The following is a 26,721-nucleotide window of genomic DNA, read 5'->3' on the forward strand; positions in this document are numbered from 1 at the left end:
CTAAATGACACTGAGACAAAAACTTAAACTGATGCTTTCTGTGATGTTATTAATATTTAACTTAATTTTGTCGGCTATTCTTTTATTAAATCAATTAGAACTATTGTCAATCATTATGTTTACGATTTTATTAGCACTTTCCGTTATTTTACTATATGCATTTTTTTGTGACTATACCAAAAATTACCCGAGAAACGATAAAACTGAATACAATTTCAATTTGAAGACAGATTTAAATCTTATAAGGCATAACACGATATCGTTTGTAAGACTAACTAAAGGTTTATGGCAATGTCAGGATTTAAACATCAAAATGGATATGTCAGGCTATATGTTTCAAAAAACGTATATTAGGTCATTTATTACTAGGCAATTTCAGTTTGCCATTGTTAATAAAGAGAAACTACCGTTAAGAAGAATCCTTGAACCTTTAGACGTCAGACCTTGTTTTGAGACTATAGAATTAAATATTGAGTTTATTTATGATAAAAAGATTTATCGTAAGTCCATAATAAAGGGCTATCGAACAAATGTCAGTTTCTTGATTGCAGAAATCATATCATCTAGGTATGGAATTCTTGGTTTAGGTGGAAAATCTGGATCAAATCGACTCTATACTTATGAAAAAATCAGTGAAGATATTTATGAGATGGAAAAAATGCCAAAACCGATCTTTATGAAGCGTAAAATAGAGTAAATTCTAAGATTAAAATCATAAATTTTGTTGTTCAACAATTTTGAAATTGTGATTGTACAAAAAAACGCACCCACATATCAAAATGCAGGTATGTGGGTGATTTCTAAATGGTTTTTCGACTCTGTTGCAAGACCCGGACTTAACCAATTAGCAAAATGGGGAACATGAAACGCCAGTCTTAGCGGTGAAAGGTTTCTTTACGATGTTGCGATTAGAACAGTTTCTTTCAAAGTGGATCAAAAAATGAACGTATATGGACTCGAACTTAATCCTTCAAAAGCAATAGTTAGAGGTTGGTTAAGTGGACTCGGAAAGGTAATCTATGCTTGACGAAAATGGGATGATAAGCTTATTAAATCAAAAACTGTATAAGGCTTTTTGGAAAAATGCCATCGCCGCCTTTATTACATTGATAATAGTGTTTATAATGTGTATGGTGAGTTATATTCATTTTTTAAATGAAACAGAAAGTTTAATGATTGTCATATTGTGCTTCGCTTTATTTGTTGTTGTTCTTGTAGTTGGTGTAATCAGTTTATTACCATTCAAAAAAGATGTGAAACTAGTCAAATCAGGAAAAATTGAAAGTATTACAGGTACTGTTGTTAGATACAAAAAAATAGTTCATGGTGGTGATCCAACGACATATAGTTATCTTCCAATAATTAAAGATATCCATAGTAATTGGATTGAGGTTGAAATTAAAGCTGATAACACAGTGTTAAATAAAATATATCATTGTGTATATCTCCCAAATACAAAACTAGGCATTTGTGTAGAATTTCAAAGTACAAGCGATCTCATTCAATAATAAAATATACACCTGGAGCAAATCAAATCTATTATTGTGGCTTATTAGCGATTTTGTTTACGATGAAGTAATAAAATGGAGGTTTACTAATGACTATTATTAAAAAAAGATTCTATGTCGAGTTATTCATCATCATTAGCAACATCCTAATGATACTTGGATTGTTCGAAGTGAAAATGGACATCATTTTATGGCTATGCCTTCTATTTTGGATCTTACAAATTGTGTTGATTGGGTTGAACTATGTGTCTAAAAGTATATACAACAATCGAATCGCGATGATAATCACCCATAGCTTGCGTTATGATCCTGTGATACCTAAACCGAAATCAATCGATGGTATGAATCAATATAGAACACGGTTTAGTACATTAAGAAATTATGTTATCCCTCCAGAGACTAATAGTAAACTCTCATCATTAACCTACCCATTAAGACAAAGTTTTAGATTTTTTACCCTAAGAATCACATTTGTTTCATTTTTCTTGGTGGTTGGAATTGTCTTAATATTATTTTCTAGCAATCCTTTACCAAGTATATACTTGAATGAATTTTGGATTCTACCTGCAGTATTTATTGGTAGATATGGTGTGATTACTGTGTTCATTTTGATTTTGAGTTACTTTGATATAAACCAAGCCATTCAAGAAGATGATCGGATTTATTTGGTCTTGACATCTGTTATTCTCAATAAGAAAAATAGACCGGAAGAACTCATTACTGGATTTTATGAACATATGCACAATATATATAAAGTAGTTCGATACGACTTTGAGTAAATGCATTCATTATAAAAGTTAATTGCAAAATTAGAGGAGATATAATTAATGAAAAAATCTTTCATCACCGATAAATACGGGTTACAAATGTTCATTCTCAACATCATCCTTGTGATTTATATCGCTTGTAATACGATTTATTTCTATTATCAAGGTGATTCTGATAGAACATTACTGATGGGTTTATCACTGGTTTTATTGTCCGTGCCTTTGGTTATTCTCCTCTTATTTTATCCTTTAAGTTTATCAACAGTTGACATCGATCATAATAACATCACGGTAAAAAGTTATGGGAAATTGGTATTGAACTTGGAATGGTCAGAAATACATACCATCACCGATATTAAAAAAGGACATGCTAAATATTTGATATTTACAGGACAAAATAATCAAACCATAAAAATAACCTACAGTGTGAACGTAATAAATCATATAATGTCGGTATGTAAAAACCAGCATGTACTAGATCAAATCAATAAATTGTGATAGATACAAATAGTTAGCAATAAAAACCACCTCCATATCATATTTTGATTTGGAGGTGGTTTTATCATAGGTTTAATTATTTTGAAATGAGTTTAATGATTTCGATCATCACGTCAACGGCCTGTTCCATTTGATTGATGCTAGCGAATTCAAAACGACCATGGAAGTTAAATCCACCGGTGCCTAAGTTTGGACAAGGTAGACCCATGAATGTTAATCGCGCACCGTCGGTACCGCCGCGAATCGCTTCACAATGTGGCGTTAATCCGACATTGGTTATCGCTTGTTTAGCGAGTTCGACTGGAGACATATCGTGTTTCAATACCTCTAACATATTGAAATAGCTATCGGTAATCTTTAAGCTAACAGCTTCATAACCATATTTATCATTCATAAAGGCGACGACGCGTTTGAAGTCGTCTTTTTGTTTGTTGAATTTAACCATATCGTGGTTACGAATGATGTAGGATAGTTTCGCAAATTCAACTGACCCTTCAGTATTGCTTAAGTGGTTGAACCCTTCATATCCTTCAGTGTAAGCAGGATTATCAAATACAGGCAAAAGACTGTGGAATTCAAATGCGAGGTGTTGAGCGTTAATCATCTTAAGCTTCGCAGCCCCTGGGTGAATGGATTTTCCGACAAATGAAACTCTAGCAGATGCTGCATTAAAGTTTTCATATTCAATGCCACCAATCAGAGACCCATCTGCGGTATAAGCGAATTTGGCTTTGAAGAAGTTTAAGTCGAATAAATCTGCCCCACGGCCGATTTCTTCATCGGGTGTAAACCCAATGTAGATATCCCCATGTTCAAATGGGTGTAAGGTCATGATTTCAACCATGGCCATGATTTCTGCAACCCCTGCTTTATCATCAGCACCCAGCAAAGTATTACCGTCGGTGACGACCAAGTCATCGCCGACCACGTGTTTTAAAGCTGTAAATTTTTGTGGGTCCATGGATAAGGTCTCATTGAGTTGAATGACTCCGCCATCGTAATTCTTAATGATACGCGGGTTCACGTGTGCGCCTGGCGCGTCAGGTGAGGTGTCCATGTGTGCGATGAAACCAATCGGTGTAATGTTTCTTTGACTATTGGATGGGATTAAACCATACACATAGCCGTGTTGATCCATATAAGCATTATTTACACCCAGTTCTAATAATTCTTTAACCAATAGGTGTCCTAAGTCCTTTTGTTTTAACGTAGAAGGACAAGACTCTACTTCAGGGTCAGATTGTGTATCTATTTTGACATAAGTTAAAAAGCGATTTAATAAGTTCATGTTGATAACCTCCTTGTTTTATTATAATACAAATTTGGGTTTTTGACATACAAACACTCAAAACTCAAAAATATTGAAGTTAAAATCATAAAAATCAATTTAATCAACCCTAAAATCAATAAAATCAATATCAAAATTAAAAATATTTATTAAAAGTGTTGACAACATTGATTAGGGGTAGTATTATATGGGTGTAGGTGATGAAAATGAAAAAGAAAAAAGCACTCGCACTTGTAGAAAGCGGACAAATTTCTGTAGGTGCCTACTTAGATTTCAGAGAAAAAGCGTTAAGCAAACCGTACAAATTTAAACCAGCGCGCGGATTTAGATTGGTATTTCTAAAAGGCAATCTCTTATTTCTAACACCGAAGATCCCGTTTTGGACATTCCGTTTCTTAGGGACATTCATCAAACGCATTCCAACCGGGGATCAAGTACAGTTTGAGTCATTCAATATCAATGACCTCATCCCTCTATTAAAGACGATTGGTAAAAACAATCGACTCATTGGGGTGGAATCCCCCAAAGAAAACTTCCTATTTGAAATATGGGGCGTTTAGAAAGGAATACACATGAGAGACATAACCAAAGCATTTGAACTCATTGGTGCAGACTTAGTCGTCACCGAAATTCAAAGTAAAAAGAAAGACATTACCGTCAGAGGTGAGTTCCAATTATCGAAGTTTGATTACCTCACCAAAGAACAACAATATTTCATCGAAGTCTTCATCAAAAACCAAGGGAACATCAAACAAATTGAAAAAGAACTTGGCATCTCATACCCAACCGTTAAAAAGAGCTTAGAAGAAGTCACCCAAGCGTTAGGGTATAAAGTAGAAGACTCGAAAGACGATGAAAAACGCATCGAAATCTTCGAACGTATTCGTAAAGGCGAACTCACCATCGAAGAGGCAGAAGCACAACTTAAGAAACTCAAATAGAGGCTTAAATCATGGGACACGTTAAATTATACGATCTAGTGATTAGAGGGGAAATTACACCCAAAGAAGCCGTGACCATCATTAAAAACAAGGAGACCAATTATGAACGACAAATTAAGAATATTAGAAATGCTTAAAGAAGGCATCATCTCAATCGATGAAGCAGACAGATTATTAAAAGCACTTGAAAAAGAACCAGATAATGCGAAAGTCGAAGTTTTAGTGCCTAAATACAAGACCGATCCAAAGAACTTGATGTTTAAAGTCAGAATCTTATCATCCGATGGTGATAAAGTAAATATCAATATTCCAGTAAAATTTGCGAAAACTGCCTTAAAGAGTGGTAAAATTAATTTCAGTGGTAAGTCTGATGTGATGGAAAACATCGACATCGATGCCATCTTAGAAATGATCGAAGAAGGCGCTGTCGGCGACTTAGTCGATATCACTTCCGCGGACGGTGACGTGGTTAAAATCTGCATCGAATAATTTAAGAAACTAGGTATAGCATATGATTTTTGGAAAACACATCAATAAGTACTATCTCAAGTACGCCATCCCGATGATTTTAGGTGTCATCGCCTTATTATATGTGGATTATGTGCAAGTCGAAATTCCAAGAATCTTTGCGGGTATCATCGATAAACTCAGAGAAAGCACATTAACAAACACAATCTTAAACGAGTCTGTTCTCAGACTCGTTTGGATTGTTTTAATTATGGTGGTTGGCCGTGTTTTATGGCGTGTATTTGTCTTTGGTTCTGCGAGATTCATTGAACATGATTTGCGTATGAGCATGTTTTTACACGCTGAAGCCCTCGGTGTGGATTTTTATAAAGAACATAAAGTTGGTGGGTTGATGACCCACTTCATCAATGACCTTGAGGCCATCAGACAAGCGTTTGGTCCAGGGATTTTAATGTTGTTTGACTCACTGTTCTTAGGTACCATCGTCATCATTCGTATGACACAACTCTCTAGAGAAATGACGCTCATCGCTGTCATTCCACTCGCATTGATGGGTGTGGTCGCGATGTTCATCATCAAGAAGATGAGAATGAAATATAAGCTCAGACAAGATTCATTCGAACACATGAGTGATTTTACCCAAGAATCCTTTTCAGGTATCAATGTCATTCGTGCCTTTGTCAAAGAAGTGAAAGAAGCGGTGTTCTTCGCAGAGAAAAACGACGACTTTTATAAGAAACACGTCGACTTTGTAAAAACGATGATTTTAATCAACATCGTCATCACTGTATTCATCAACTTGACGATTTTAACGATCATCGCCTATGGGGCATGGATCGCGATCACATCCGATTTTACCCCAGGGATGTTGACCGAATACTTCACCCTGTTTACCACCCTCATTTGGCCAGTCATGGCCTTATCACAGTTCGCATCGATCCGCAGCCAAGCTGTCGCGAGCTACAAACGTATTCAAACGTTTATGGGTGCGAAAGTATCGGTTAAAGACGAAAAAAACGTCAAACCGAATCAAACCTTGTCGGGTCGTATCACGTTCAAACACTTGGATTTCGCTTATCCAGATGACCCTGAACGACAAATTTTAAACGATATTTCTGTTTCGATTGAAAAAGGTGAAATGGTCGGTGTCCTTGGACGTACCGGTAGTGGTAAGAGTACCTTCGTCGATTTATTATTAAGATTATATAATGTTAAGTCAGACGCGCTTTATTTGGATGACCATGACATCATGTCTTTATCTATCCATAATGTCAGAGATCAAATTGCTTATGTACCTCAAGATAACTTTTTGTTCTCGGACACCATATTGAATAACATCGGTTTTTCTGAACCATCGATGCCGGAAGAAAAAGCCAGCTATTATGCAAGACTCGCCGATGTCCATGATAACATCATCGATTTTACCCACGGGTATCAAACCGAAATTGGTGAACGTGGGGTCACTTTATCTGGGGGTCAAAAACAACGCATCTCGATCGCTAGAGCACTGGCGAAAGACGCACCCATCCTCATTTTAGATGATTCTGTGTCCGCGGTAGATACCAAAACAGAAGAATCCATCATCAAGCATTTAGAAGAAATCAGACAAGGCAAAACCACCATCGTCATTGCGCATCGCATATCGACCATCAGAAAGATGGATAAGATCATTTTATTAGACCAAGGTCATCTGTTAGACGTCGGGTCACATGAAGACTTATTAAAGCGCAATGCCTTATATCAAGAGATGGTTCGAAAACAAGAATTAGAACATATGGTGGAGGGATAGTATGAAAGACTTTAAAGAAAATACAATCACCAAAACCGACTGGCAAATCGTCAAACGATTGGTCAGTTATGCAAAACCATTTCAAAAGAATTTCATCATCGCTTCGTTGATGATGATCTTAGATGTCGCAGCCTCCTCGATTGGACCGATTCTCATTGGGTATACCATTCAAATCATCGATAGCAATCAAAGCGTTTCGGATAAGATGTTCAACTTCTTATGGATATCGATTTTATTCTTAGGCATCGTGATTGGGGTTTCCTTCATCATTTATTATCAAAACTGGCTCTTACAAGAAGCGGGTCAAAAGATTGTCTACGGCATTCGTAAAAATGTATTCAACCATATCCATACCTTATCAAATGCACAAATCAATCAAATCCCTGTAGGTAAATTGGTTACGAGAGTGAATAACGATACCAATACCTTATCAGAAATGTATTCCTCTGTGATTGTCAATTTAATCCGAAACATCTTGATGATGATGACCTACTTGATCATCATGTTTGTCATTGATTTTCAAGCCACACTCATCATGTGCTTGGTCTTCCCATTCGTGTTCGTTTCCACCGTAATCTTTAGAAAACTATCGCGAAACGCTTATCGAAAAGTAAGAAACAATGTCTCAAACGTCAATGCGTTCTTATCGGAAAACCTCTCGGGTATGAGACTCACCCAAATTTTCAATCAAGAAGAAAAGAAGAAACAAGCCTTTACCCTTCAAAGCAAGAAACTCAGAAATTCCTATTTCAATGAACTGATGGTTTTCGCGATTTATCGCCCATTGATGTTCTTGTTCTCAATGGCCGCTACCATCACGGTATTATATTATTTTTCAACTTCCATCATTGATATGACACTTGCTGGGGCATCCACAGCAAGCATCATCTTAAGGGTCAGTTTACTTGTCATGATGTATCAATACGCGTCACAACTCTTTGAACCGGTTCAACAGCTCGCAGAGCAGTTCAACGTCTTACAAAGCGCCATGGCATCCTCAGAAAAAATCTTTGACGTCTTGGATACCAAACCAGAGATTGAAGATGAAAATGATTCGATTGAACTTCAAAACTTTAAAGGTGAAATCGAGTTTAAAAACGTTTGGTTTAAGTATGTTGAAGATGAATGGGTCTTAAAAGATGTGTCCTTTAAAGTCAATCCAAACGATACCGTCGCTTTTGTTGGCGCAACCGGGTCAGGCAAGACCACCATCATGAGTTTGATTGTGAGAAACTACGACATTCAACAAGGTGAAATCTTGATCGATGGCATCCCAATCAGACGTATCAAACGTTCTAGTTTAAGAGCACACATTGGTCAAATGCCACAAGATGTGTTCCTATTCACAGGCACCATTCAAAGCAACATCACGTTAAATGATGAAACCATCTCGAAAGAAAAAGTCATCGAAGCCTCTGAATATGTCGGCGCGAATACGTTTATCGATAAACTTGATGGTACCTATGATCACATGGTGAGAGAACGCGGAAACAACTTCTCAACAGGTCAAAGACAACTCCTCAGTTTCGCAAGAACTTTGGTCTATGAACCGACGGTGATGATCCTTGATGAAGCAACCGCGAACATCGACTCTGAAACGGAAGCCTTAATTCAAACATCTTTAGAGAAGATGATGAAGTTATCCACGATGCTGGTGGTTGCACATAGATTATCCACCATCCAACACGCCGATAAGATTGTTGTCATGCAAAAGGGTGAAATCAAAGAAGCGGGTACACACCAAGCTTTATTAAAACAAAAAGGTTTGTATTATCATTTATACGAACTACAATATCAAAAGAAGTAATTGTTTTAGTAAGATAAAAAGAATCTAAGTGTTATATCCCCTTAAAGTAAACACTACAAATATTGAATGTCTGTAGAAGTTTATAAAAAGGGGATTTTTTCTAATTTATAATAAAGGCCAAAACAAGGCCTGATTTTTTTATTTATTTACGAATATTTCATCAGTTTTAGTGATAGTTACAGAGGAAACATTTTTTTAGTTAATTTTTACATAAATACATCTAGTATTAAAAGTTTAGATATGATAGGATTAAAAATAGATTATGTGTGTAGGTGTACAAGAAGTATTATGTAATTCATGAAGGGAGATATTATGAGATTACGTAGGAAACTAAGTGAAAAACAGATTTTGATGGTTTATAAGTTTTATAAAACGACACAACGCTTTTTCGTTATTCTAGCTTTAACCGGTATTTTATTTAGTCTATTTCCAAACCAAAAGTTTTATGCTGCTCAAGAGATAGAAACTAAACCAGAAACGGTTGAAAAAGACTACTATCAAAGTAGCGATGTTGACATATCCTTAGTACCTATAGTCGAAGAAGATGTATCTAAACGCACAGCCAATGAAAAGCACTTCAGAAAATTAGATGGCACCTATGAAGTCGCTTTATATGATAATGAAGTTCATTATTATGAAAATGGGACATGGCACGATATTGATAATCGTTTCATCGATGATGGTAATAAGCTTGAGAATAAACAAAACGCCTTTAAAACATTCTTTCCTAAGCATTTAAGTGACAACAAGTCGATTCAAATCAAGACTAAAGATTATTCAATCGATTGGCGTGTTATTGATATCGATAAATCAAGTGCAGAATATGTTACGAACAATCAAAAACAAAATGTGAAGAATGAACTGAACTCGATAGATCAGTCTGTGTTCTATTCGAACATTAGACCCAATGTAGATTTGGAATACATCCTACAAGGGTCAGATGTCAAAGAGTACATTATACTTAACGATTTTATTGATAACTTCAGCATTTCATTTGAGTATTCACTGAAAAACTTGAAACTTGTGAAACTCAGTGATGGTATATTTTTTGTTGATCTTAATGGTAAAAAAGTCTTTGAATTTGAAGACTTGTTTATGTTTGATTCTAACAATGAAGTGTCGAATGATGTTGACATAGAGATTATTGAGACAAAAAAAAATACATACTTAGTAACAGTACTACCAAATCTTGATTGGTTGAGTAGTGCTGTTTATCCTGTAAAGATTGATCCTACTTTGAATAGTGTTAGTACCTACTTTTCAATAGCGGATACTTATGTTTCTGAATTATATCCACAAATGAACTATTATCAATCTCCTGACATGTATTTGAGTAGCACAAATCAAAATCAAAAATATAAAGGACTAATCAAATTTTGGATTCCATATTCGATTATGGATAAAGTAATCACTTATACGCATCTATCGTTTTCATTAAAAGACAATTCATACACGAATGGTAGCCAAATAGATATTTATAAAAATACTGAAAATTTTAATGACTACAGTGCAACATGGGATAACGCCCCACAATTTGAACTGAATCCGATAGATTATCACTTGATCAATAATGGACAACCATTACTTTTTGATGTTACTGAAGCTGTTAAAGAATGGCAGGCACAAGGTATACAATCTACTCATGGATTCACAATATTTCAACATAATGGATATGGCAGTTTAAATGTGGCTCATCAGATTAACGTACCGTATTCAACCAAAAAGCCAGTTATCAAGATGGGATATGAAGAACCTTCAGGGTTGAAAGATTACTGGACGTACACATCACAAAATGTTGGTATGGCTGGGGTAGGATACATTAGCGATTATACTGGTAAACTAACTTTTATTAGAAACGAGTATTCACTTAAGAATGAATTAATGCCACTATCATTATCCTTTTATCATAGTCAAACTCAAACCAGCACCAATATTGGATATGGTAATGGTTGGAAGACGAACTATTCTATGGAAGTCAAATATGATAGTACATTCTATCTTTATTATTTGATTAACCCTGATGGCAATAAAATATATTTTATGAATGAAACATGTGTATCGGTTAATTCAGCAATGCTAGAATGTACTTCTACTGCAGAAAATGGTTCAGGTTATAAATTGGTAAGACAATCTACCAATGGTCAGCTAGATGGATATGTGATTAAAACTCAAGTGGACATTGAGTATCATTTTGATATTACTGGTAGACTGACCAAAGTACATAATCCTAAAAAACTACTTTCAATATGGGTTAACTATATAGATACCAGTTCACTAAAGATTGATTATATCAAGGATAACGCTGACAACAAAATTGAATTTGTATATCAAAATAATCAATTATATCAAACCACACTCAAACTCAAATACGACGGGGTTAATTACAATGATGTAGAAAAAAGGTTTTACTCTTATAGTCCAAATAATAATTTAACCAGTATTAGTTATTCGTATAACTACAATTCAACGACACAAACCGCTTGGACAAATGACTCTAGTGATTGTTTGTATTACGGATATGATACATCCAATCGGTTAGTGTCTGCGTATAATGATAAAGATGATTTTAGAATTGATTATGCCTACAATACGGGTAACAAAGTATCTGGTTATGATGTAACTGATAGTGGTGTGTTATTTGAAACTAATAACATCGAGTACCAAAATTTTAGAACAATCTATACTAATCAATCAGGAAAACAAGTCATTTACACCTTTGACTACTATGGTCATACCGTTAATATAATAGATAGTTTTGGAAATACTGCATACTACAAATATAGTGGCTTGTTTAGTGCAATCAACGCTGAACCGAACTATAATAATAATCATCGATTAATTGAAAGCTCAGATATTTTGAATCAAAAACAAAATCTAATCGTAAACCACGGATTTGAAGAAAACTTTGGATGGACGTTTTTAAATGCCGTGCCATCGTATAGTACCGATGAAAAACTACTTGGGTCTCAATCGATAGCGATTGTAGCCTTAACCTCAAGTAATTATGCATCACAGGAAATCTTTTTAACCGCTGGAGAGTACACAATTCAAGGTTGGATTAAACATAATGGAACTGGTACAGGAGCATCGATAGAAATTGTTAATGGTACGATTATTGCGAATCAAAGACCAATAAAGTCATCAAACACATGGAAAAAATTTGAAATCACATTTTCAGTACCTTATTCCAGAATGGTTAATATAAAACTTAAAAATGAGACCTTGAGCTCAGTTGCTTATTTTGATAACGTACAATTAGTGTCAGGATTAACAGATACTAGGTATAATCCAATTTTCAATAGTTCATTTGAAACGGGAATTAATGGTTGGAATACATCGACAGGTACATCATCACAAAGTCTAACTGAAACAGGTATATATAAGGATGTTTTAGGCAATTTCTCGTTACGTTTTGATGGAGTACCTGGACTTAATAGAGTTGCTGAACAGAATATAAGTATGTTCGTAAATGCTGGACAATTATTTATGATTGGTGGATGGGGTAAAGCGGATACTTCACCAAATAAGACATATATAAATAATGGCGCAACAGTAACAGACGGTCGTTTCTTTGGATTAGTAGTAGAGTTTACTCTTGCCAACACAACTCAAGAGTTCTTATATCTTCCTTTTGATTCCAACATAGAAGGTTGGCAGTATCAAATGATGACTTTCACAGTTCCAGAAGACGTATCTAGCGTAAAAATAAAAGCTAGTTTTAATGGAACTGGAATGGCTCTTTTTGACAACATACAGTTATTTACAGATGATTTGAGTACTCAGTATGCCTATGATACTAACACTGGTAAAATATTAGAAGTTGTTCATCCAAATGGTGCTTTAACTAATTATGTATATAACGCTAATGGGGATTTAATTAGTGTCAGCAAAAATAATAAAGTTGTCGAACTAGATAGAAATTCTATGGGACAAATAAGCCAAATCAGCACGAATAATGTAAGAATGACCTATGATTATGATTTGATAACACAACAACCTATTTCAATGAAAATGGGGTATGATCCAAGCTCAACCACTCAAGACAAATGGTTTAAGACTTCCACAAGTTACACAAGCAATGGGCAATATATCGCTACAGTCACGGATGAATTCGGTAATGTAAACTCAACAACTGTTGATGAGTCGATAGGATTAACCACAGAAATAATTGATGAACTAGGAAGAATTCAGAAGTTCGAATATGATTCCTATGGTAATTTAGTTGGTACATCCATTGAATTTGGTTCTACAACATTACTTTCTGGAGCATATATTTATGACACACTAGGACGACTTTGGAAAATACAAAGAAATAACTATGTGTATGAATTTATATACAATTCACTAAATCAGGTCACAGGTGTAAAAATCGCCGATCTTTCTTTGATGACCTATGAATATTGGGTAGATGAAGATGGTATTTATCATAGTGATTTGTTAACCAAACAAACCTATGGGAACTCAGATTTTATTGAGTTTAGTTATACTGAAGAATTTCAAATTAAAACAGTTAAATTTAATGGTACAATTAGATTCGAATATACTTATGATACTTTTGGAAATTTGGCGATATACAAGGACATTCATAACGGTAATATTTATTTTTATTCCTATGATTTGTCTGGTCGATTAGAAAGTATCATAGATCAAAGTGGAAACGAGATTATTTATTCATATAACGAAGCTGGGAATTTGGATACATATTATTATAATGTATCAAATATATCAAGAGCTGTATCATATAACTACAATCAAACCACTGGTCAATATGACTACACAAGATATGTTGTCGGTAATACAACAATACAAAAAGAATTTAACTATAGTACAGATTCATTAAAGCGTTTAAACAATATTGAATTGGTAATTAACAATGTGACACTCAAAAAGATCTTTGTCTATGACGATTCAAAAGTAAATTCTGCGATGGGTAACGCAACCAATAGAATTTATGAAGTGAGATATCAAAAAAATAATGATACTGTGATTACTTATCGATATACATATGACAATGCACAAAATATTACAAAGATTGAAATTATTCAATCGGGAACAATCCAGGAACAATACAATTATTATTATGATCATTTGAACCAACTGATTAGAGAAGATATTAAGATTGTTGGACAGTTATCGAAAACATTGGTTTATAGCTATGATTCACAAAACAACATTACCTCAATTAAGACCTTTGGTTATCAAACCATATCTGGTACGCCATTAAGTGAAAAGAAGATGTACTACCAAAACACTTGGAAAGACCAACTGACAAGAGTAGAGTATTACACGAATGGTACCTTAAGCTACTATGAAACCATGACATATGACAATAGTGGTAATATCATTTTTATCCAAGACTCAAGAACTTATTATAATGATAAAACGTTTCAGTGGGATGGCAGGCAATTAACCAATTATGGATCGTATTGTAATTCATTAACATTTAAATACAATGATCAAGGTATTAGAACACAAAAGATTCAAAGCTCGTGTGGTGGTAATATCACAACAAATTATGTCTTAGATGGTGATAAGGTACTGGTTGAAACCAGAAGTAATGGGATTACGATCTACTATACCTATGATGTAGATGGTAGTTTACTCAGTATGAACTACAATGGTACAGAATACTTTTATATTACCAACCTACAAGGCGATGTCATTGAACTTCGTGACATGAGTGGTAATGTTGTTGTAAAATATAAGTATGACGCATGGGGAAATATAGTGTACCAATCTCCTGGAACATTAGCTGATATCAACCCCTATAGATATCGTGGATATCGATTTGATGTTGAAACTGGGTATTATTACTTACAATCAAGATATTACAATCCACAAATCGGTAGATTTATTAGTGCGGATGGTCAAGTAAATGAGGGTATTCTTGGTGAAAATATGTACGCATACACTGAGAATAATCCAGTCATGAATATTGATCCTGAGGGAACAAAAGTATGGCACTTTGTCGTAGGATTCTGTCTGATATTTATTGGCGCTATAATAAGTATTAACTCTACTACTGGTAATTCAGTAATGGATATCGGAGTCTATTTTGTACGTGAAGGTCATTATGATAGGAATTATTTAAACACTGATTTACCTGTAAACGCAGAAGCAGCTTTTAATGAAGGATGGATTGAACAAAAAGATGCAGACTTTCATCAATCTTCTGGTCCAGGAAATAAAAAATGGTTATCAACTGATGGAAACAGAGAAATCATAGTTGATATTGCAGGTAATATAGTCGATGATCCTCGTGATATTGGCACATATAATTTTATTCCGAATGGTGTCAATAAAGCTGGACACGGATTTGTCGATGTATTACCGTGGATACTTTGGGGAAATAATTCGAAAGATTCATCAACAATTTTTGATAGATTTTACTTATGGTTAAAAAACTTATAGAGGTGAACATATGAATAAAATACTGAAAGTGGTTATATCTTTAATACTAATATCCTCTGTTATTTATTTAAGTATCATTGGTTACCGACATTATGACTATAATCAAGGATATGCACAAGCACTAATTAGAGCGATTCATGATTTTGATGATGAAGCATTGAACAAACTACTTGAAAACCCTAAAAACATTGATTCAACACCAAGTCTACGCATATTAATTAACGATAGTTCTAATGCTAATCCTCTAGAAGAAGCAGCCTTTATTGGAAACTATAACGCAGTAGTCGCTTTAGTAGAAGCTGGAGCGAATGTCAATTTCATAAATCCAACTACTGATTTTACGCCTTTATTGAATGCACTATATTCTAATAAACCAGACCAAATCCTTATAGCGAACTATCTAATAGACCACGGCGCAGATGTGCATTATTCAACAAACTCAAACGGTAGTATAAGTGTACTCGAAGAGTCTATTAATTACTATGGCATAGACATGGAAGAAAGTTACTCATTATTTTTAAGATTAATCAGTCTTGGCTGTGATCCATATGTAAGAACTGGATTGGGAAACATCTTTTTGAAATCAGCATTAGAAAAGAATAAACTAGTTATGGTTTACTTGCTTGAAAATGAAATGTTTGATATCAATGGTGTGGGTTATAAAGGGTACTCAGCGCTAATGTTACTTTCTTTAAGAGATATTGATGAACTTACAATAGAAATGGTTAACATCTTGTTAACTTATGGTGCTGATAAAACACTAGTTAGTGAAGAAGGTTTGACAGCCTATGACTATGCATTGAAAACAGGTAATACTGAATTGATTGAACTATTAAGATTCGAATAAGAGTAGAGTTAGAAATTTTATAAGAAGATTAGAAAGCATCTTGTTTTTTTGGCTAAAAAACAAATGTAAATCTTGGTGAATAAGACACGCATAATTGTCATTCTTGGCTAAATTATGCGTGTTTTGAGTTATACTATATAAAGGAGGGCATAACCATGTTAGATTTTAAAACACTGTCAATCGATGAACAAAAATTATATCTAGAAACACTTCATGATTATGACCTGAAAGAACTTTATGAATCCTTGGATGAAGATGCTCAAGAAACCTTATTTGGCTTATTAGATGATACCCAAAAAGCAGATTTATTGTCTTATCTTGATGTTGATGACGCAGCTCAAATTGTTGAAACTTTAGATGCTGAAGAAACGGCAGACATCTTAAATGAGATGGATCCCGATGACGCGATGGACATCATCAATGAACTCGAAGAAGAAACCACCCAAGAGTTCATGGATAAACTTGAACCTGAGCTCAAAGAAGACATCATCTCATTAAGGTCTTACGAAGACTTTGAAACCGGTTCAATCATGAATACCGATTTCATCACACTAACGACCGATTTGGATGTCAAGGAAGCGATGAAGAAACTCATCGCTGAAGCCCCTGAAGTTGAAACGATTTCGACCCTTTTTGTGGTCGATAAACACGATACCTTTTTGGGTATTGTGCCTTTAAAGAAACTCATCAAAGCGAAATCGCCTTGTGATATCGAATCCTTATATGAACCAGCCCTCTTTGTTCTAGATACCGATGACAAAGAAGAAACCGCGACCCTCATCCAAGAAGAAGGGATTAACATCTTACCAGTTTTGGATGAAAACCACATCTTAAAAGGCATCGTTACCGTCGATGACGCGATCGATACCTATGAAGATGAAATGATTGAAGACTTCCAAAAAATGACAGCATTAAGGGAAGAACATACCGATTCTACATTCTTTAGTGCATTGAAACGTTTGCCCTGGTTGGTGGTATTGTTATTATTGGCCTTACCCATCGCTAATCTAGCCTTACAATTTGAGGGGGTCTTAAAAGACTATACCATCATCATCATTTTACAACCCCTCATCCTATCGATGATTGGGAATGCGGGGACACAGACCTTAACCTTTAGCTTAATCATGATTGCGGATAAAGAACCAGCAAATGTTGTGAAACGCAATATATTTTATGAAGTGTCATCCGCTGCTTTGTCTGGGGTATTGCTTTCAATCATTTCTTTTGTCGTCACCATTTTATTCATTATCTTAAACCCAAGTTTATCTGAAGACCCGATCATTTTCGCAAGCATCGTGGGCTTAAGTGTATTGTTGTCTTTAATCATTGGAACATTCTTCTCAGCGATCATCCCGGTATTGATTAACAAGACTGGATTGGATCCAGCCAGTGCTTCAGGACCCTTATTAACCACCGTGATTGACATCACAACCATATTAACTTATTACGGGATCGCTACCCTCATGATTGGGGTGTTATTATGAAACTAAGAGAAGTCATGAATACCCACATCCTTACTTTAAGTCCAACGATGGATGTGAAGGATGCGATGAAGAAGGTTGTCAAACAATCCAATGATGACACATTGATTGATATCTTATATGTCACCGATCAAGACCAATTGGTTGGGGTTGTGGACTTAAAAGAATTGATCATTGCGAGAAGTCCAATCACAATTGAGGCAATCATGCGTAAAAACTATCATTTTGTCTTTGAAGATGAACCAGTTTCAAAGGCCATCGATACCGTTCAAAAGTATGACCGAAACATGATTCCAATCTTATCCAAAACCAAAACATTATTGGGTGTCATCACTGCGGAAATGGCTTTAGATTTACTCGCTGAAGAAACCTTAGAAGACTACCATAAACTCGCATCCTTAAACGAATACGATGTGCATTCAAAGCCATTGAGTAGAAGTAAAAAACGATTACCTTGGTTATTGATATTGCTTGCGTTATCCCTCATTACGGCTTCGGTGTTATCATTCTTTGAAACCACCCTTCAAACCGTCATCATCTTGGTTTTATTTCAACCGATGATTTTAGATTCCGCCGGTAACATTTCCACCCAATCGCTTGCGAAAGCCATCCTTGTCATCAACGATGACCCGGATGCGGATATGAAGCCATTCATCATCAAAGAGTTACTCATTGGTTTGATGAATAGTACGTTCTTGGCGTTGGTTGGGTTTACGTTCAGCTATCTATTCTTGTGGGTATTCCAAAACAACGTAGACATTAAAGTCAGTTTCACCGTAGGTTTGGCTTTATTTGTGGCTTTATTGGTCGGTGCCGTCACAGGGGCATTTGTACCAATGATTTTAAGAAAAATGAAGATTGACCCATCGGTTGCGTCAGGACCATTTATGACCACACTCAATGACGTCATCTCACTCACGATTTACTTTTCTCTCGCAACCCTCATTCTATTATAAAAGGAGATTTCAGATGAATCATTTAGATGTTTACCTAGCTTCAAGAAAACAAAAATTAGCCTACCAATATGCCTTATGGTTATTGTCGTGGGACCAAGAAACAGAGACACCGAACGATGCGATGCAATACCGAAGCGATCAAATCGAAGTGTTGTCTACCCTCGCTTATGAGGTAGAGATGGATCCGAAACGCATTGAAGCGATTGATTTTTTAGCTCTCAACCCAGAAACCTTAACTGAGGAGTTAAAAGTTGAAATCAAACGTGTGAAGAAGGATTTGGATCAACTCAGAAAAATCCCAAAACAAGATTACATCGATTTCCAAGTCTTGTTATCACAAGCTGGACATATTTGGTCCAATGCGAAAAAGAACAACGATTTTGCTTCTTATTTACCAACCCTTGAAAAAGTCATCAGCTATCAAAAGAAATTAGTCAAATACCTTTCAACCGATACAGTTAAAGGCTATGACGTGCTTTTAGATATGTACGAACCAGGCATGACTGTGGTAGATTATGACCATTTCTTCAACACGTTAAAAACCGATTTGGTACCCTTTGTTATGAAGGCTGCTAAAGTCAAACAATCGTTATCTAAAAAACTCACCAAGGGACATTTTTCTAAAGACCAACAAATCGCGTTTAATACCTATTTACTCGATGTATTTAAATACGATCAAAATAAAGGGGTATTGAAACAAAGTGCCCACCCATTCACGTCTGGGGTCGCGAGTGTCGATACCCGTATCACCACCGCGTACCATGAAGACGATGTGAGAAGTGCGATTTTCTCTACCATCCATGAAATGGGACACGCGATTTATGAACAACAAGTGAAGCCGGAATACGATTATACCGAACTCAAAGGTGGCGTATCGATGGGGATACACGAATCACAGTCCCGTTTCTATGAAAACATGATTGGCCGTAGTGAAGCCTTTTGGGACACCCATTATGACAAACTTGTAGAAACCTTCCCTAAAGCGCTTAAAGGGGTCAGTAAACAAGCATTCATCCTATACATCAACCAAGTCAAACGTGACTTCATCCGAGTTGAAGCCGATGAACTCACCTATAGCTTGCATGTGATGGTTCGTTATGAAATTGAAAAACAACTATTCAATGGTAAACTCCAAGCAAAAGACCTACCTAAAGTATGGAATAAACTTTATAAGAAATATCTCGGGTTAACACCGAAAACAGATACCGAAGGTGTCTTACAAGACATCCACTGGGCATTTGGTTCATTTGGGTATTTCCCAACCTACGCACTCGGTTCAGCGATTTCCGCTCAAATCTATCACCGTATGAATCAGGATTTGAACATTGAACAAGTGGTCAAAGATAATGAAATCATTAAGATCAATACGTGGTTAAAAGAAAAAATTCACCAATATGGTAAATCCATTGAACCAAAAGCACTCATCTTACAGGCCACCAATGAACCATTTAACCCACAATATTATGTGAATTATTTGAAAGAAAAATATTCGAAGATTTTGGGCATCGAAGCCTAGGAGGGCCTATGCAATCCCTACGTAAACTATACAAGATTGGCCATGGTCCCTCATCGTCTCATACAATGGGACCCGGATTCGCAGCGGAATTTGTCAAAAACAAGCATCAAAACGCGACCCATTATGTCGTGACCTTATATAACTCCTTAGCCCTAACCGGTAAGGGCCATTTAACCGACACCATCATTGAACAAACCTTAAGACCTAAACCAGTCACGTTTAAATTCAATGTCGATGTTAAATTTCATCCAAACTATTTTGTGTTTGAAGTCTTTGAACATGACACCTTATTAGATACCATTTCTGTGCGTTCTATAGGTGGGGGAGACATCTTATTTGATAAAGAAGAAAACCACATTGAAATGGTTTATCCACACCAATCGTTTGATGAGATTAAAGCGTATTGTTTAGCGAATAACATCAATCTATACCAATATGTGAAAGTTTTTGAAGGCGTATCCATCGATGATTTCTTAGGTGAGATCTGGCAACAACTTCAAAGTACCGTTGAAAAAGGTTTAAAAACCGAAGGCGTTTTACCAGGTGACCTCAAAGTCCAACGTAAAGCGAAAACCTTGATGGACCGCGCGAAAGCCACCGAAACGGAAGCTCAAAAACAAAACCGTTTGGTCTCTGCGTATGCTTTCGCCGCTTCCGAAGAAAATGGGTCTGGTGGGATCATCGTCACCGCACCAACCTGTGGTGCATCCGGTGTCTTACCAGCGGTGTTATATTACATGAAGCACCACCAAGGGATTTCCGATCAAAAAATCATTGAATCCTTAGCGGTAGCTGGCATCATCGGTAATATCATCAAAACCAACGCCACCATTTCAGGGGCGGTCGGTGGGTGTCAAGCCGAAGTGGGTTCAGCGTGTTCTATGACCGCAGCAGCCCATGCGTATTTATCTGAATTAGAAATTGAACAAATCGAATACGCAGCAGAAATCGCGATGGAACACCACTTAGGGTTAACCTGTGATCCGATTGACGGGTATGTTCAAATCCCATGTATCGAAAGAAACGCGGTCGCAGGCATTCGTGCCATCAACGCTTCAGGCTTATCGGGGTTTTTGAGTGATACCAGAAAAATATCGTTTGATATGATCGTCCATACGATGTATCAAACCGGATTAGATATGCATCCAAAATACAAAGAAACGGCCGAAGCTGGGATGGCCTATTTCTACAAACAAAAGAAATGAACGAACCCATCATGTTAACAGCGCTTGACCTCGATTACCAAGGTCAAGGGGTCTGTCGTTATCAAGATAAAGTGGTATTTGTTAAAGGCATGTTGAAAGGTGAAACCGGTTTGGTTCGCATTTTAAAAGATAAGAAATCGTATTTTATCGGCGAACTCTTAAACCTAAAAACCAGAAGCAACCAACGCGTGGATGTATCCAACCCAGATGACCTACACTACGCGCCCCTGCTACATTTATCCGTACCAGCTCAACTTGAGTGGCAACAAAAAATCACCGAAGAAACGTTCAGAAAGATTGCGAAAATGGATGTGTCAATCGACCCCATCCTCTATGATAAACGAGATTTAGGATACCGTAATAAAATCACATTACATGTGGTTAAAACAGATCGTTTGAAAATTGGGGTATTCGCCCCACAAAGCCATCGTTTATACCCTGTAAAACAGATGGTATTGGCAAAAAATGTGATTCAAAAAACACTGGATAAATTGAACGAAATCTTTCAAATCATCGCTTTACAAGACGATACATTGAAACACATCACCATCCGTAGTCACCAACAAAAAGTGATGATCATTTTCTCAACCACACAAAAAACGTGGATTGAAAAAGACACCATACTTGCGCATTTAAACTTACCATTTATCACCTCCATCTACCAAAATATACTCGAAACAGATTTTGAAAACATGGGCAAAGATTCCATTCGTCTGTATGGAGAAGAAGCGATAGATATCCATTTTGGCGGATTAAAATTCCCTGTGAAACCAGGCGCATTCTTCCAAGTCAATACACCAGTAGCGCTCAAAATGTATGAAAAAGTAAAAACGCTAATCACAGGAAGAAGCGTCATCGATGCGTATGCAGGGATGGCCTCGATTGGACAATTCATTTCATCGGCTGTCGACCAAGTGTACGCGATTGAATCGAACCATGACGCGGTTGAATCAGCGCTGATATCCATTGAAAATAATCAAATTAACAACGTTGAAGTCATTGAAAACGATGTCGCCTTAGCCATCGAACAATATCTGTCAAAAGTCGATACCATCGTGTTTGACCCACCAAGAAGTGGACTAGATGACACCACCAAAGCATTGTTGTTGGAAAAACCTGTATCAGAAATCATTTATGTGTCTTGTGACTTAAAGACTTTAGTTAGAGACATCAACACGTTAAAAACCATATACAGGGTTACTTCAGTGACCCCGGTTAAAATGTTTTTCCATACCGTTGAAACAGAAACAATCGTCAGATTGGAAATGAACAAATAGTAAAACCACTTCATACGCCTATTTAATAGCGATGAAGTGGTTTTTTTGATTAGAAAATCAAGATATCATCATAATACTTAAGATGGTGATATGTGATACCTAGAATGATTTCGTTTTTGGTATTAATAACACCATATAAACCTTGTTTTTTTACCACAGAAAAGCCACCTTTAAAACGACTGATGTCTTCATACTCAAATGGGATGATGACGTTTCCATCTTGATCAATCGCACCCATGAGGTTTTGATCATTCATAACCACCATGAGTCCATCATAATACCCATAAGCTGGGTAAGTTGCTGGTTGGTAAGTGGTTTTAGAAACCAAGTTACCATTCCAATCGTAAATGGAAATCAATTCTCCATTGTCCATCGTAAGGATTCGATCTTCAGAAAATGAAATGATCCGTTCTGTCGGACTCGTAAAAAGAACATGCCCATCCAAATCTACGACGCTATAAACCAAATGGTTGTTTTCATTTAATCGCTTAACGATACTCAAACTGTTTAGTATGTATACAGGTTTAACACCATCATATAATGGATAAATTTCAACATAATTGGTTTCTAACGACATAGAACCATTCAAACCCAGTTGTTGATAACCATGATCATTTTCGATATAAGCATAACCTTCATTATAGGGATAACAGGATTTGTAAAAAGTATCGGTGATCAAATGCCCATTCAAATCGATATATGAACACGTATCTGGTATTTGATTCCCATGACGTTTGTAAACGATGGCACGACCATTAGAGAAGTAGCTATCACCTTTACCAATATGATTGGTCTGGATTTGGATCACACCAAATCTGTCGATGAAGTCGATGGATGTATAATCGTCACCAAATATGATCGATAGACCATCTTCAAGAAAATGCGGTATCCCATCATATAAAAAGGGATTATAAGGTCTCCATGAGGTTAGGACTGTTCCATTCTCATCAATGTAGTTGAATGTTTGATCTTTGATTACCATGGCTCTACCATAATTAAAAGTTGAGATGTCGTCGTATATGGCTTCAATAATGACCTTACCTTGTGGGATCATTAACCCCCATTTACCATCTTGTTCAAATCGAACGAAAGATTCATTACCTAAAGCATACGTACTATACTTGGCGTAGAGGTGGGTATTCTTGATGATACGTTCACCTCGATATGCTGTTTGATAATCAGATTGATAATACCATCCTAGGAATTCATAACCATCTTTTTCAGGTGTTTGTACCACAGGCAAATAGCCAATCTCATCTAAGTCGATGACTTGGTTAGGTTCACCATTGTTAAAATGGATGGTAACTGTGACTTTTTTTGAACATCCATACAATAGACTGGTAAGAAAAAATAAGATAAATATAGCGATATACTTTTTCATTTGCAAGTCCTTTCCTTAAGCATTATTTACGATATAAAGATAACTTATTATAACACATTTCTCAAATATACAACAAAAAAAACAAATATTTAATAAAAATGGGATTCACAATTGGTAGTGACAAGATTCCGAATAATGTGAAAGTTAATATATTTTACTAAACTAATTCTTACAATGTAAAAAACGGGTAATTTTTGATTCAAACTGAAACGATAGTGATATAATGACCTCATCCAAGAAATGAGGTTTTTATTTTATGCTTAAACTACAGCACATTAAAAAGGATTATATGATTGCGGGAAAACCATTCACCGCACTTCATGACATCAACTTAACATTTGATCGTAGCGAATTTGTTGCGATACTGGGGCCATCGGGTTGTGGGAAGACCACATTATTAAACCTGATTGGTGGTTTGGACCAATATACCTCAGGGGATTTAGTCATTGAAAACAAATCCACCAAACGGTTTGATGACCGCGACTGGGATGCGTATCGAAACAATAAAGTCGGGTTTATTTTCCAAAACTATAACCTCATCAACCATATCTCCATCATCGAAAACGTGGAACTTGGGATGACACTGGCGGGCAAATCTCTAGAAGAACGTAGAAAAAAAGCGGAAGAAGTATTGATTCGTGTTGGTCTTAAAGACCAAATGTACAAACGTTCTGCCCAATTATCGGGCGGACAAAAACAAAGGGTTGCGATTGCAAGAGCGTTAGCGAATGACCCAGAAATCATCCTAGCCGATGAACCCACAGGGGCGTTGGATTCGGTCACCTCAGTTCAAATATTGGAACTTATCCAAGCAATTTCCAAAGAAAAACTCGTCATCATGGTGACCCACAATCAAGACCTAGCAGATACCTACGCTACCAGAACCATTCGATTGCTCGATGGTAATGTCGTATCTGATACCAAAGTTCAATCCAAAGAAATTAAAGAAGATACCATCTATACCCCAAAGAAAACATCGATGTCTTATCTACAAGCCATCAAGTTATCTTTTAACAACTTAAGGACCAAACTCGCTAGAACCCTCATCACAGCGTTCGCTGGGTCGATTGGGATCATCGGGGTACTCCTCGTATTAGGGGTGGGTAATGGGTTCAATAAAACCGTCTCTGATTTGGAACGTGGGGCTTTGGTTTCCATCCCAATCATGATCAATCAATACTCAGTAACCTTCGGACCACCAGACTTTAATGCACCTGAACCCGTATCGGATGGCTTCATTAAACCCTATGATTCAAGTGTACCTCAACAAGCTTATTTGAATAATTTATCCCCTGAATTCATTGCCTATCTTGAAGCGAATTTGAATCCTGAGGATTATACGACCATTGAATATGAATACGCCATTCAAACGTTACTCTTACAAGAACAAAATGGCTTGTACCGTACCGTAGACAAAGGCGCGATTACCTTTGGACAAACGAACAAACCATTTTTAAATGAGTATTTTGATGTCATGGCAGGATCATTGACTGTAAATGACCCGAATGTCTATGAAATATTCATCTTATTGAACGATGAATATGGTGTCGATAAACGTGTATTAGAAGCTTTCAATTTACCAATCGATGGATCGGTAGAATATACTGATTTGATTGGTAAAACCTTGGTTTCACCTTATTATAATGATTATTATGTCGCTGATTCCACGACCATTGCAGGAAAGACCATCTTTGATGAAAACCCGGATTTATCCGTCGCTTTCAACAACGGTATGGTACTTAAAGTATCTGCAGTTTTAGCCCCTAAAGCTGAAAATGTATTTACCATCGATGATGGTGTCTATCATTTAGATGACTTTAATCAAGTCTTATTGAGTAATGCATTAACCAGTGATATTGGGATTGCACAACAAAACTCAAATTATTATGTGATTGAATTTAAAGCTCAAGGTCAAAGCACCAGACCTGCTGGCGCGAACTTCTTCGTAGCAGATTTGGAAAGACCGCTCATTGAGTCCTTCTTAGGTGTGGATCAAAAACCAGTATCTATCAGCATTTATCCAGTATCTTACGAATCCAAAGAAGGCATCATTGATGTCATCGATGCTTACAATAAAGCCGCAGCAGAAGGCGATCAAATCATCTATTTAGACCTCGCTGAAACCATTGGTTCAGCCTTAGGTAGTGTGGTGAACATGATTTCAATTGTGTTGGTCATTTTCGCTGGTATATCGTTAGTGGTATCCTCCATCATGATTGGTATCATTACCTATGTATCGGTCATTGAACGTACCCAAGAAATTGGGGTATTGCGTGCCTTAGGTGCGAGAAAGAAAGACGTCAAACGCGTCTTCAATTCTGAAACCTTCCTCATCGGTTTAACAGCAGGTATTTTGGGTTCAGTGATTACGTACATCTTATCCTTCCCAATCAATATCATTGTTGAAAACCTCAATGCGCAAATGGCGAACATCATGCAGCTATCGTGGGTGCATGTGCTTTCCATGATTGCCGTATCGATTTCATTGACATTCATCGCTGGATTATTCCCTGCATCGTTAGCAGCGAAGAAGAACCCAGTTGAAGCATTAAGAGCGAACGACTAAAAAATAAACGGTCAC

At 36.4% G+C, this 26,721-nt stretch carries 20 protein-coding genes; 18 read left to right on the forward strand and 2 right to left on the reverse strand.

The window, feature by feature from the left end; genetic code table 11:
• Positions 1-4: 4 nt before the first annotated feature.
• The 4 genes from N7548_RS02900 to N7548_RS02915 all read left to right on the forward strand — a co-directional run bounded on the left by N7548_RS02900 (position 5) and on the right by N7548_RS02915 (position 2,773).
• The gene (locus N7548_RS02900; protein ID WP_263607922.1) at positions 5-697 is read left to right on the forward strand and encodes a hypothetical protein; all 693 of its coding nucleotides are present in this window, start codon (positions 5-7) and stop codon (positions 695-697) included.
• Positions 698-1,019: 322 nt separating this feature from the next.
• Complete coding sequence (locus N7548_RS02905) at positions 1,020-1,508, forward strand: hypothetical protein (protein WP_263607923.1); 489 nt, start codon at positions 1,020-1,022, stop codon at positions 1,506-1,508.
• A gap of 89 nt (positions 1,509-1,597) precedes the next feature.
• The gene (locus N7548_RS02910) at positions 1,598-2,287 is read left to right on the forward strand and encodes a hypothetical protein (RefSeq protein WP_263607924.1); all 690 of its coding nucleotides are present in this window, start codon (positions 1,598-1,600) and stop codon (positions 2,285-2,287) included.
• Between the two features lie 48 nt (positions 2,288-2,335).
• Positions 2,336-2,773 (forward strand): hypothetical protein, encoded by a 438-nt coding sequence (locus tag N7548_RS02915; RefSeq protein ID WP_263607925.1) that lies wholly within the window; start codon positions 2,336-2,338, stop codon positions 2,771-2,773.
• Between the two features lie 76 nt (positions 2,774-2,849).
• On the opposite strand, the gene pepT is transcribed toward N7548_RS02915, so the two are convergent.
• Positions 2,850-4,061, reverse strand: coding sequence for a peptidase T (gene pepT, locus N7548_RS02920; RefSeq protein ID WP_263607926.1), 1,212 nt, complete (start codon positions 4,059-4,061; stop codon positions 2,850-2,852).
• Positions 4,062-4,267: 206 nt separating this feature from the next.
• Between pepT and N7548_RS02925 the strand changes: the two genes are divergently transcribed.
• The 13 genes from N7548_RS02925 (at position 4,268) to rlmD (ending at position 22,759) form a co-directional block, all read left to right on the forward strand.
• Positions 4,268-4,621, forward strand: coding sequence for a hypothetical protein (locus tag N7548_RS02925; RefSeq protein ID WP_263607927.1), 354 nt, complete (start codon positions 4,268-4,270; stop codon positions 4,619-4,621).
• 12 nt (positions 4,622-4,633) lie between these two features.
• Positions 4,634-5,002, forward strand: coding sequence for a DUF2089 domain-containing protein (locus tag N7548_RS02930; protein ID WP_263607928.1), 369 nt, complete (start codon positions 4,634-4,636; stop codon positions 5,000-5,002).
• Between the two features lie 11 nt (positions 5,003-5,013).
• Positions 5,014-5,139 (forward strand): hypothetical protein, encoded by a 126-nt coding sequence (locus tag N7548_RS02935; protein ID WP_263607929.1) that lies wholly within the window; start codon positions 5,014-5,016, stop codon positions 5,137-5,139.
• Positions 5,105-5,491, forward strand: a complete 387-nt coding sequence (locus N7548_RS02940; RefSeq protein ID WP_263607930.1) for an SHOCT-like domain-containing protein — start codon at positions 5,105-5,107, stop codon at positions 5,489-5,491. The genes N7548_RS02935 and N7548_RS02940 overlap by 35 nt, the downstream gene beginning before the upstream one ends.
• A gap of 22 nt (positions 5,492-5,513) precedes the next feature.
• Positions 5,514-7,259 (forward strand): ABC transporter ATP-binding protein, encoded by a 1,746-nt coding sequence (locus N7548_RS02945; RefSeq protein WP_263607931.1) that lies wholly within the window; start codon positions 5,514-5,516, stop codon positions 7,257-7,259.
• A gap of 1 nt (position 7,260) precedes the next feature.
• On the forward strand, positions 7,261-9,066 hold the full coding sequence (locus N7548_RS02950; protein ID WP_263607932.1) for an ABC transporter ATP-binding protein: 1,806 nt from the start codon (positions 7,261-7,263) through the stop codon (positions 9,064-9,066).
• Between the two features lie 312 nt (positions 9,067-9,378).
• Entirely contained in the window at positions 9,379-15,477 is a 6,099-nt protein-coding gene (locus tag N7548_RS02955; RefSeq protein ID WP_263607933.1) for an RHS repeat-associated core domain-containing protein, read from the forward strand.
• Positions 15,478-15,487: 10 nt separating this feature from the next.
• Positions 15,488-16,324, forward strand: coding sequence for an ankyrin repeat domain-containing protein (locus tag N7548_RS02960; protein WP_263607934.1), 837 nt, complete (start codon positions 15,488-15,490; stop codon positions 16,322-16,324).
• Positions 16,325-16,479: 155 nt separating this feature from the next.
• Complete coding sequence (mgtE, locus tag N7548_RS02965) at positions 16,480-17,808, forward strand: magnesium transporter (protein ID WP_263607935.1); 1,329 nt, start codon at positions 16,480-16,482, stop codon at positions 17,806-17,808.
• The gene (locus N7548_RS02970; RefSeq protein WP_263607936.1) at positions 17,805-18,761 is read left to right on the forward strand and encodes a magnesium transporter; all 957 of its coding nucleotides are present in this window, start codon (positions 17,805-17,807) and stop codon (positions 18,759-18,761) included. Before mgtE ends, N7548_RS02970 begins: the two co-directional genes overlap by 4 nt.
• 13 nt (positions 18,762-18,774) lie before the next feature.
• Positions 18,775-20,277 carry a carboxypeptidase M32 gene (locus tag N7548_RS02975; RefSeq protein ID WP_263607937.1) on the forward strand — a complete coding sequence of 501 codons (1,503 nt, stop codon included), beginning with the start codon at positions 18,775-18,777 and terminating at the stop codon, positions 20,275-20,277.
• A gap of 8 nt (positions 20,278-20,285) precedes the next feature.
• Positions 20,286-21,482 (forward strand): L-serine ammonia-lyase, iron-sulfur-dependent, subunit alpha, encoded by a 1,197-nt coding sequence (locus N7548_RS02980; RefSeq protein ID WP_263607938.1) that lies wholly within the window; start codon positions 20,286-20,288, stop codon positions 21,480-21,482.
• Positions 21,479-22,759, forward strand: coding sequence for a 23S rRNA (uracil(1939)-C(5))-methyltransferase RlmD (gene rlmD / locus N7548_RS02985; RefSeq protein WP_263607939.1), 1,281 nt, complete (start codon positions 21,479-21,481; stop codon positions 22,757-22,759). Before N7548_RS02980 ends, rlmD begins: the two co-directional genes overlap by 4 nt.
• A gap of 49 nt (positions 22,760-22,808) precedes the next feature.
• Here the strand turns inward: rlmD and N7548_RS02990 are convergent, their stop codons facing one another.
• Complete coding sequence (locus tag N7548_RS02990) at positions 22,809-24,140, reverse strand: WG repeat-containing protein (RefSeq protein ID WP_263607940.1); 1,332 nt, start codon at positions 24,138-24,140, stop codon at positions 22,809-22,811.
• 256 nt (positions 24,141-24,396) lie between these two features.
• On the opposite strand from N7548_RS02990, the gene N7548_RS02995 reads away from it, so the two are divergent.
• A complete protein-coding gene (locus tag N7548_RS02995; RefSeq protein WP_263607941.1) occupies positions 24,397-26,706 on the forward strand; it encodes an ABC transporter ATP-binding protein/permease in 2,310 nt (769 codons plus the stop codon).
• The last annotated feature ends 15 nt before the right edge of the window (positions 26,707-26,721 follow it).

This window comes from Paracholeplasma manati (assembly GCF_025742995.1).
Classification (GTDB): Bacteria; Bacillota_I; Bacilli_A; order Acholeplasmatales; family UBA5453; genus Paracholeplasma; species Paracholeplasma manati.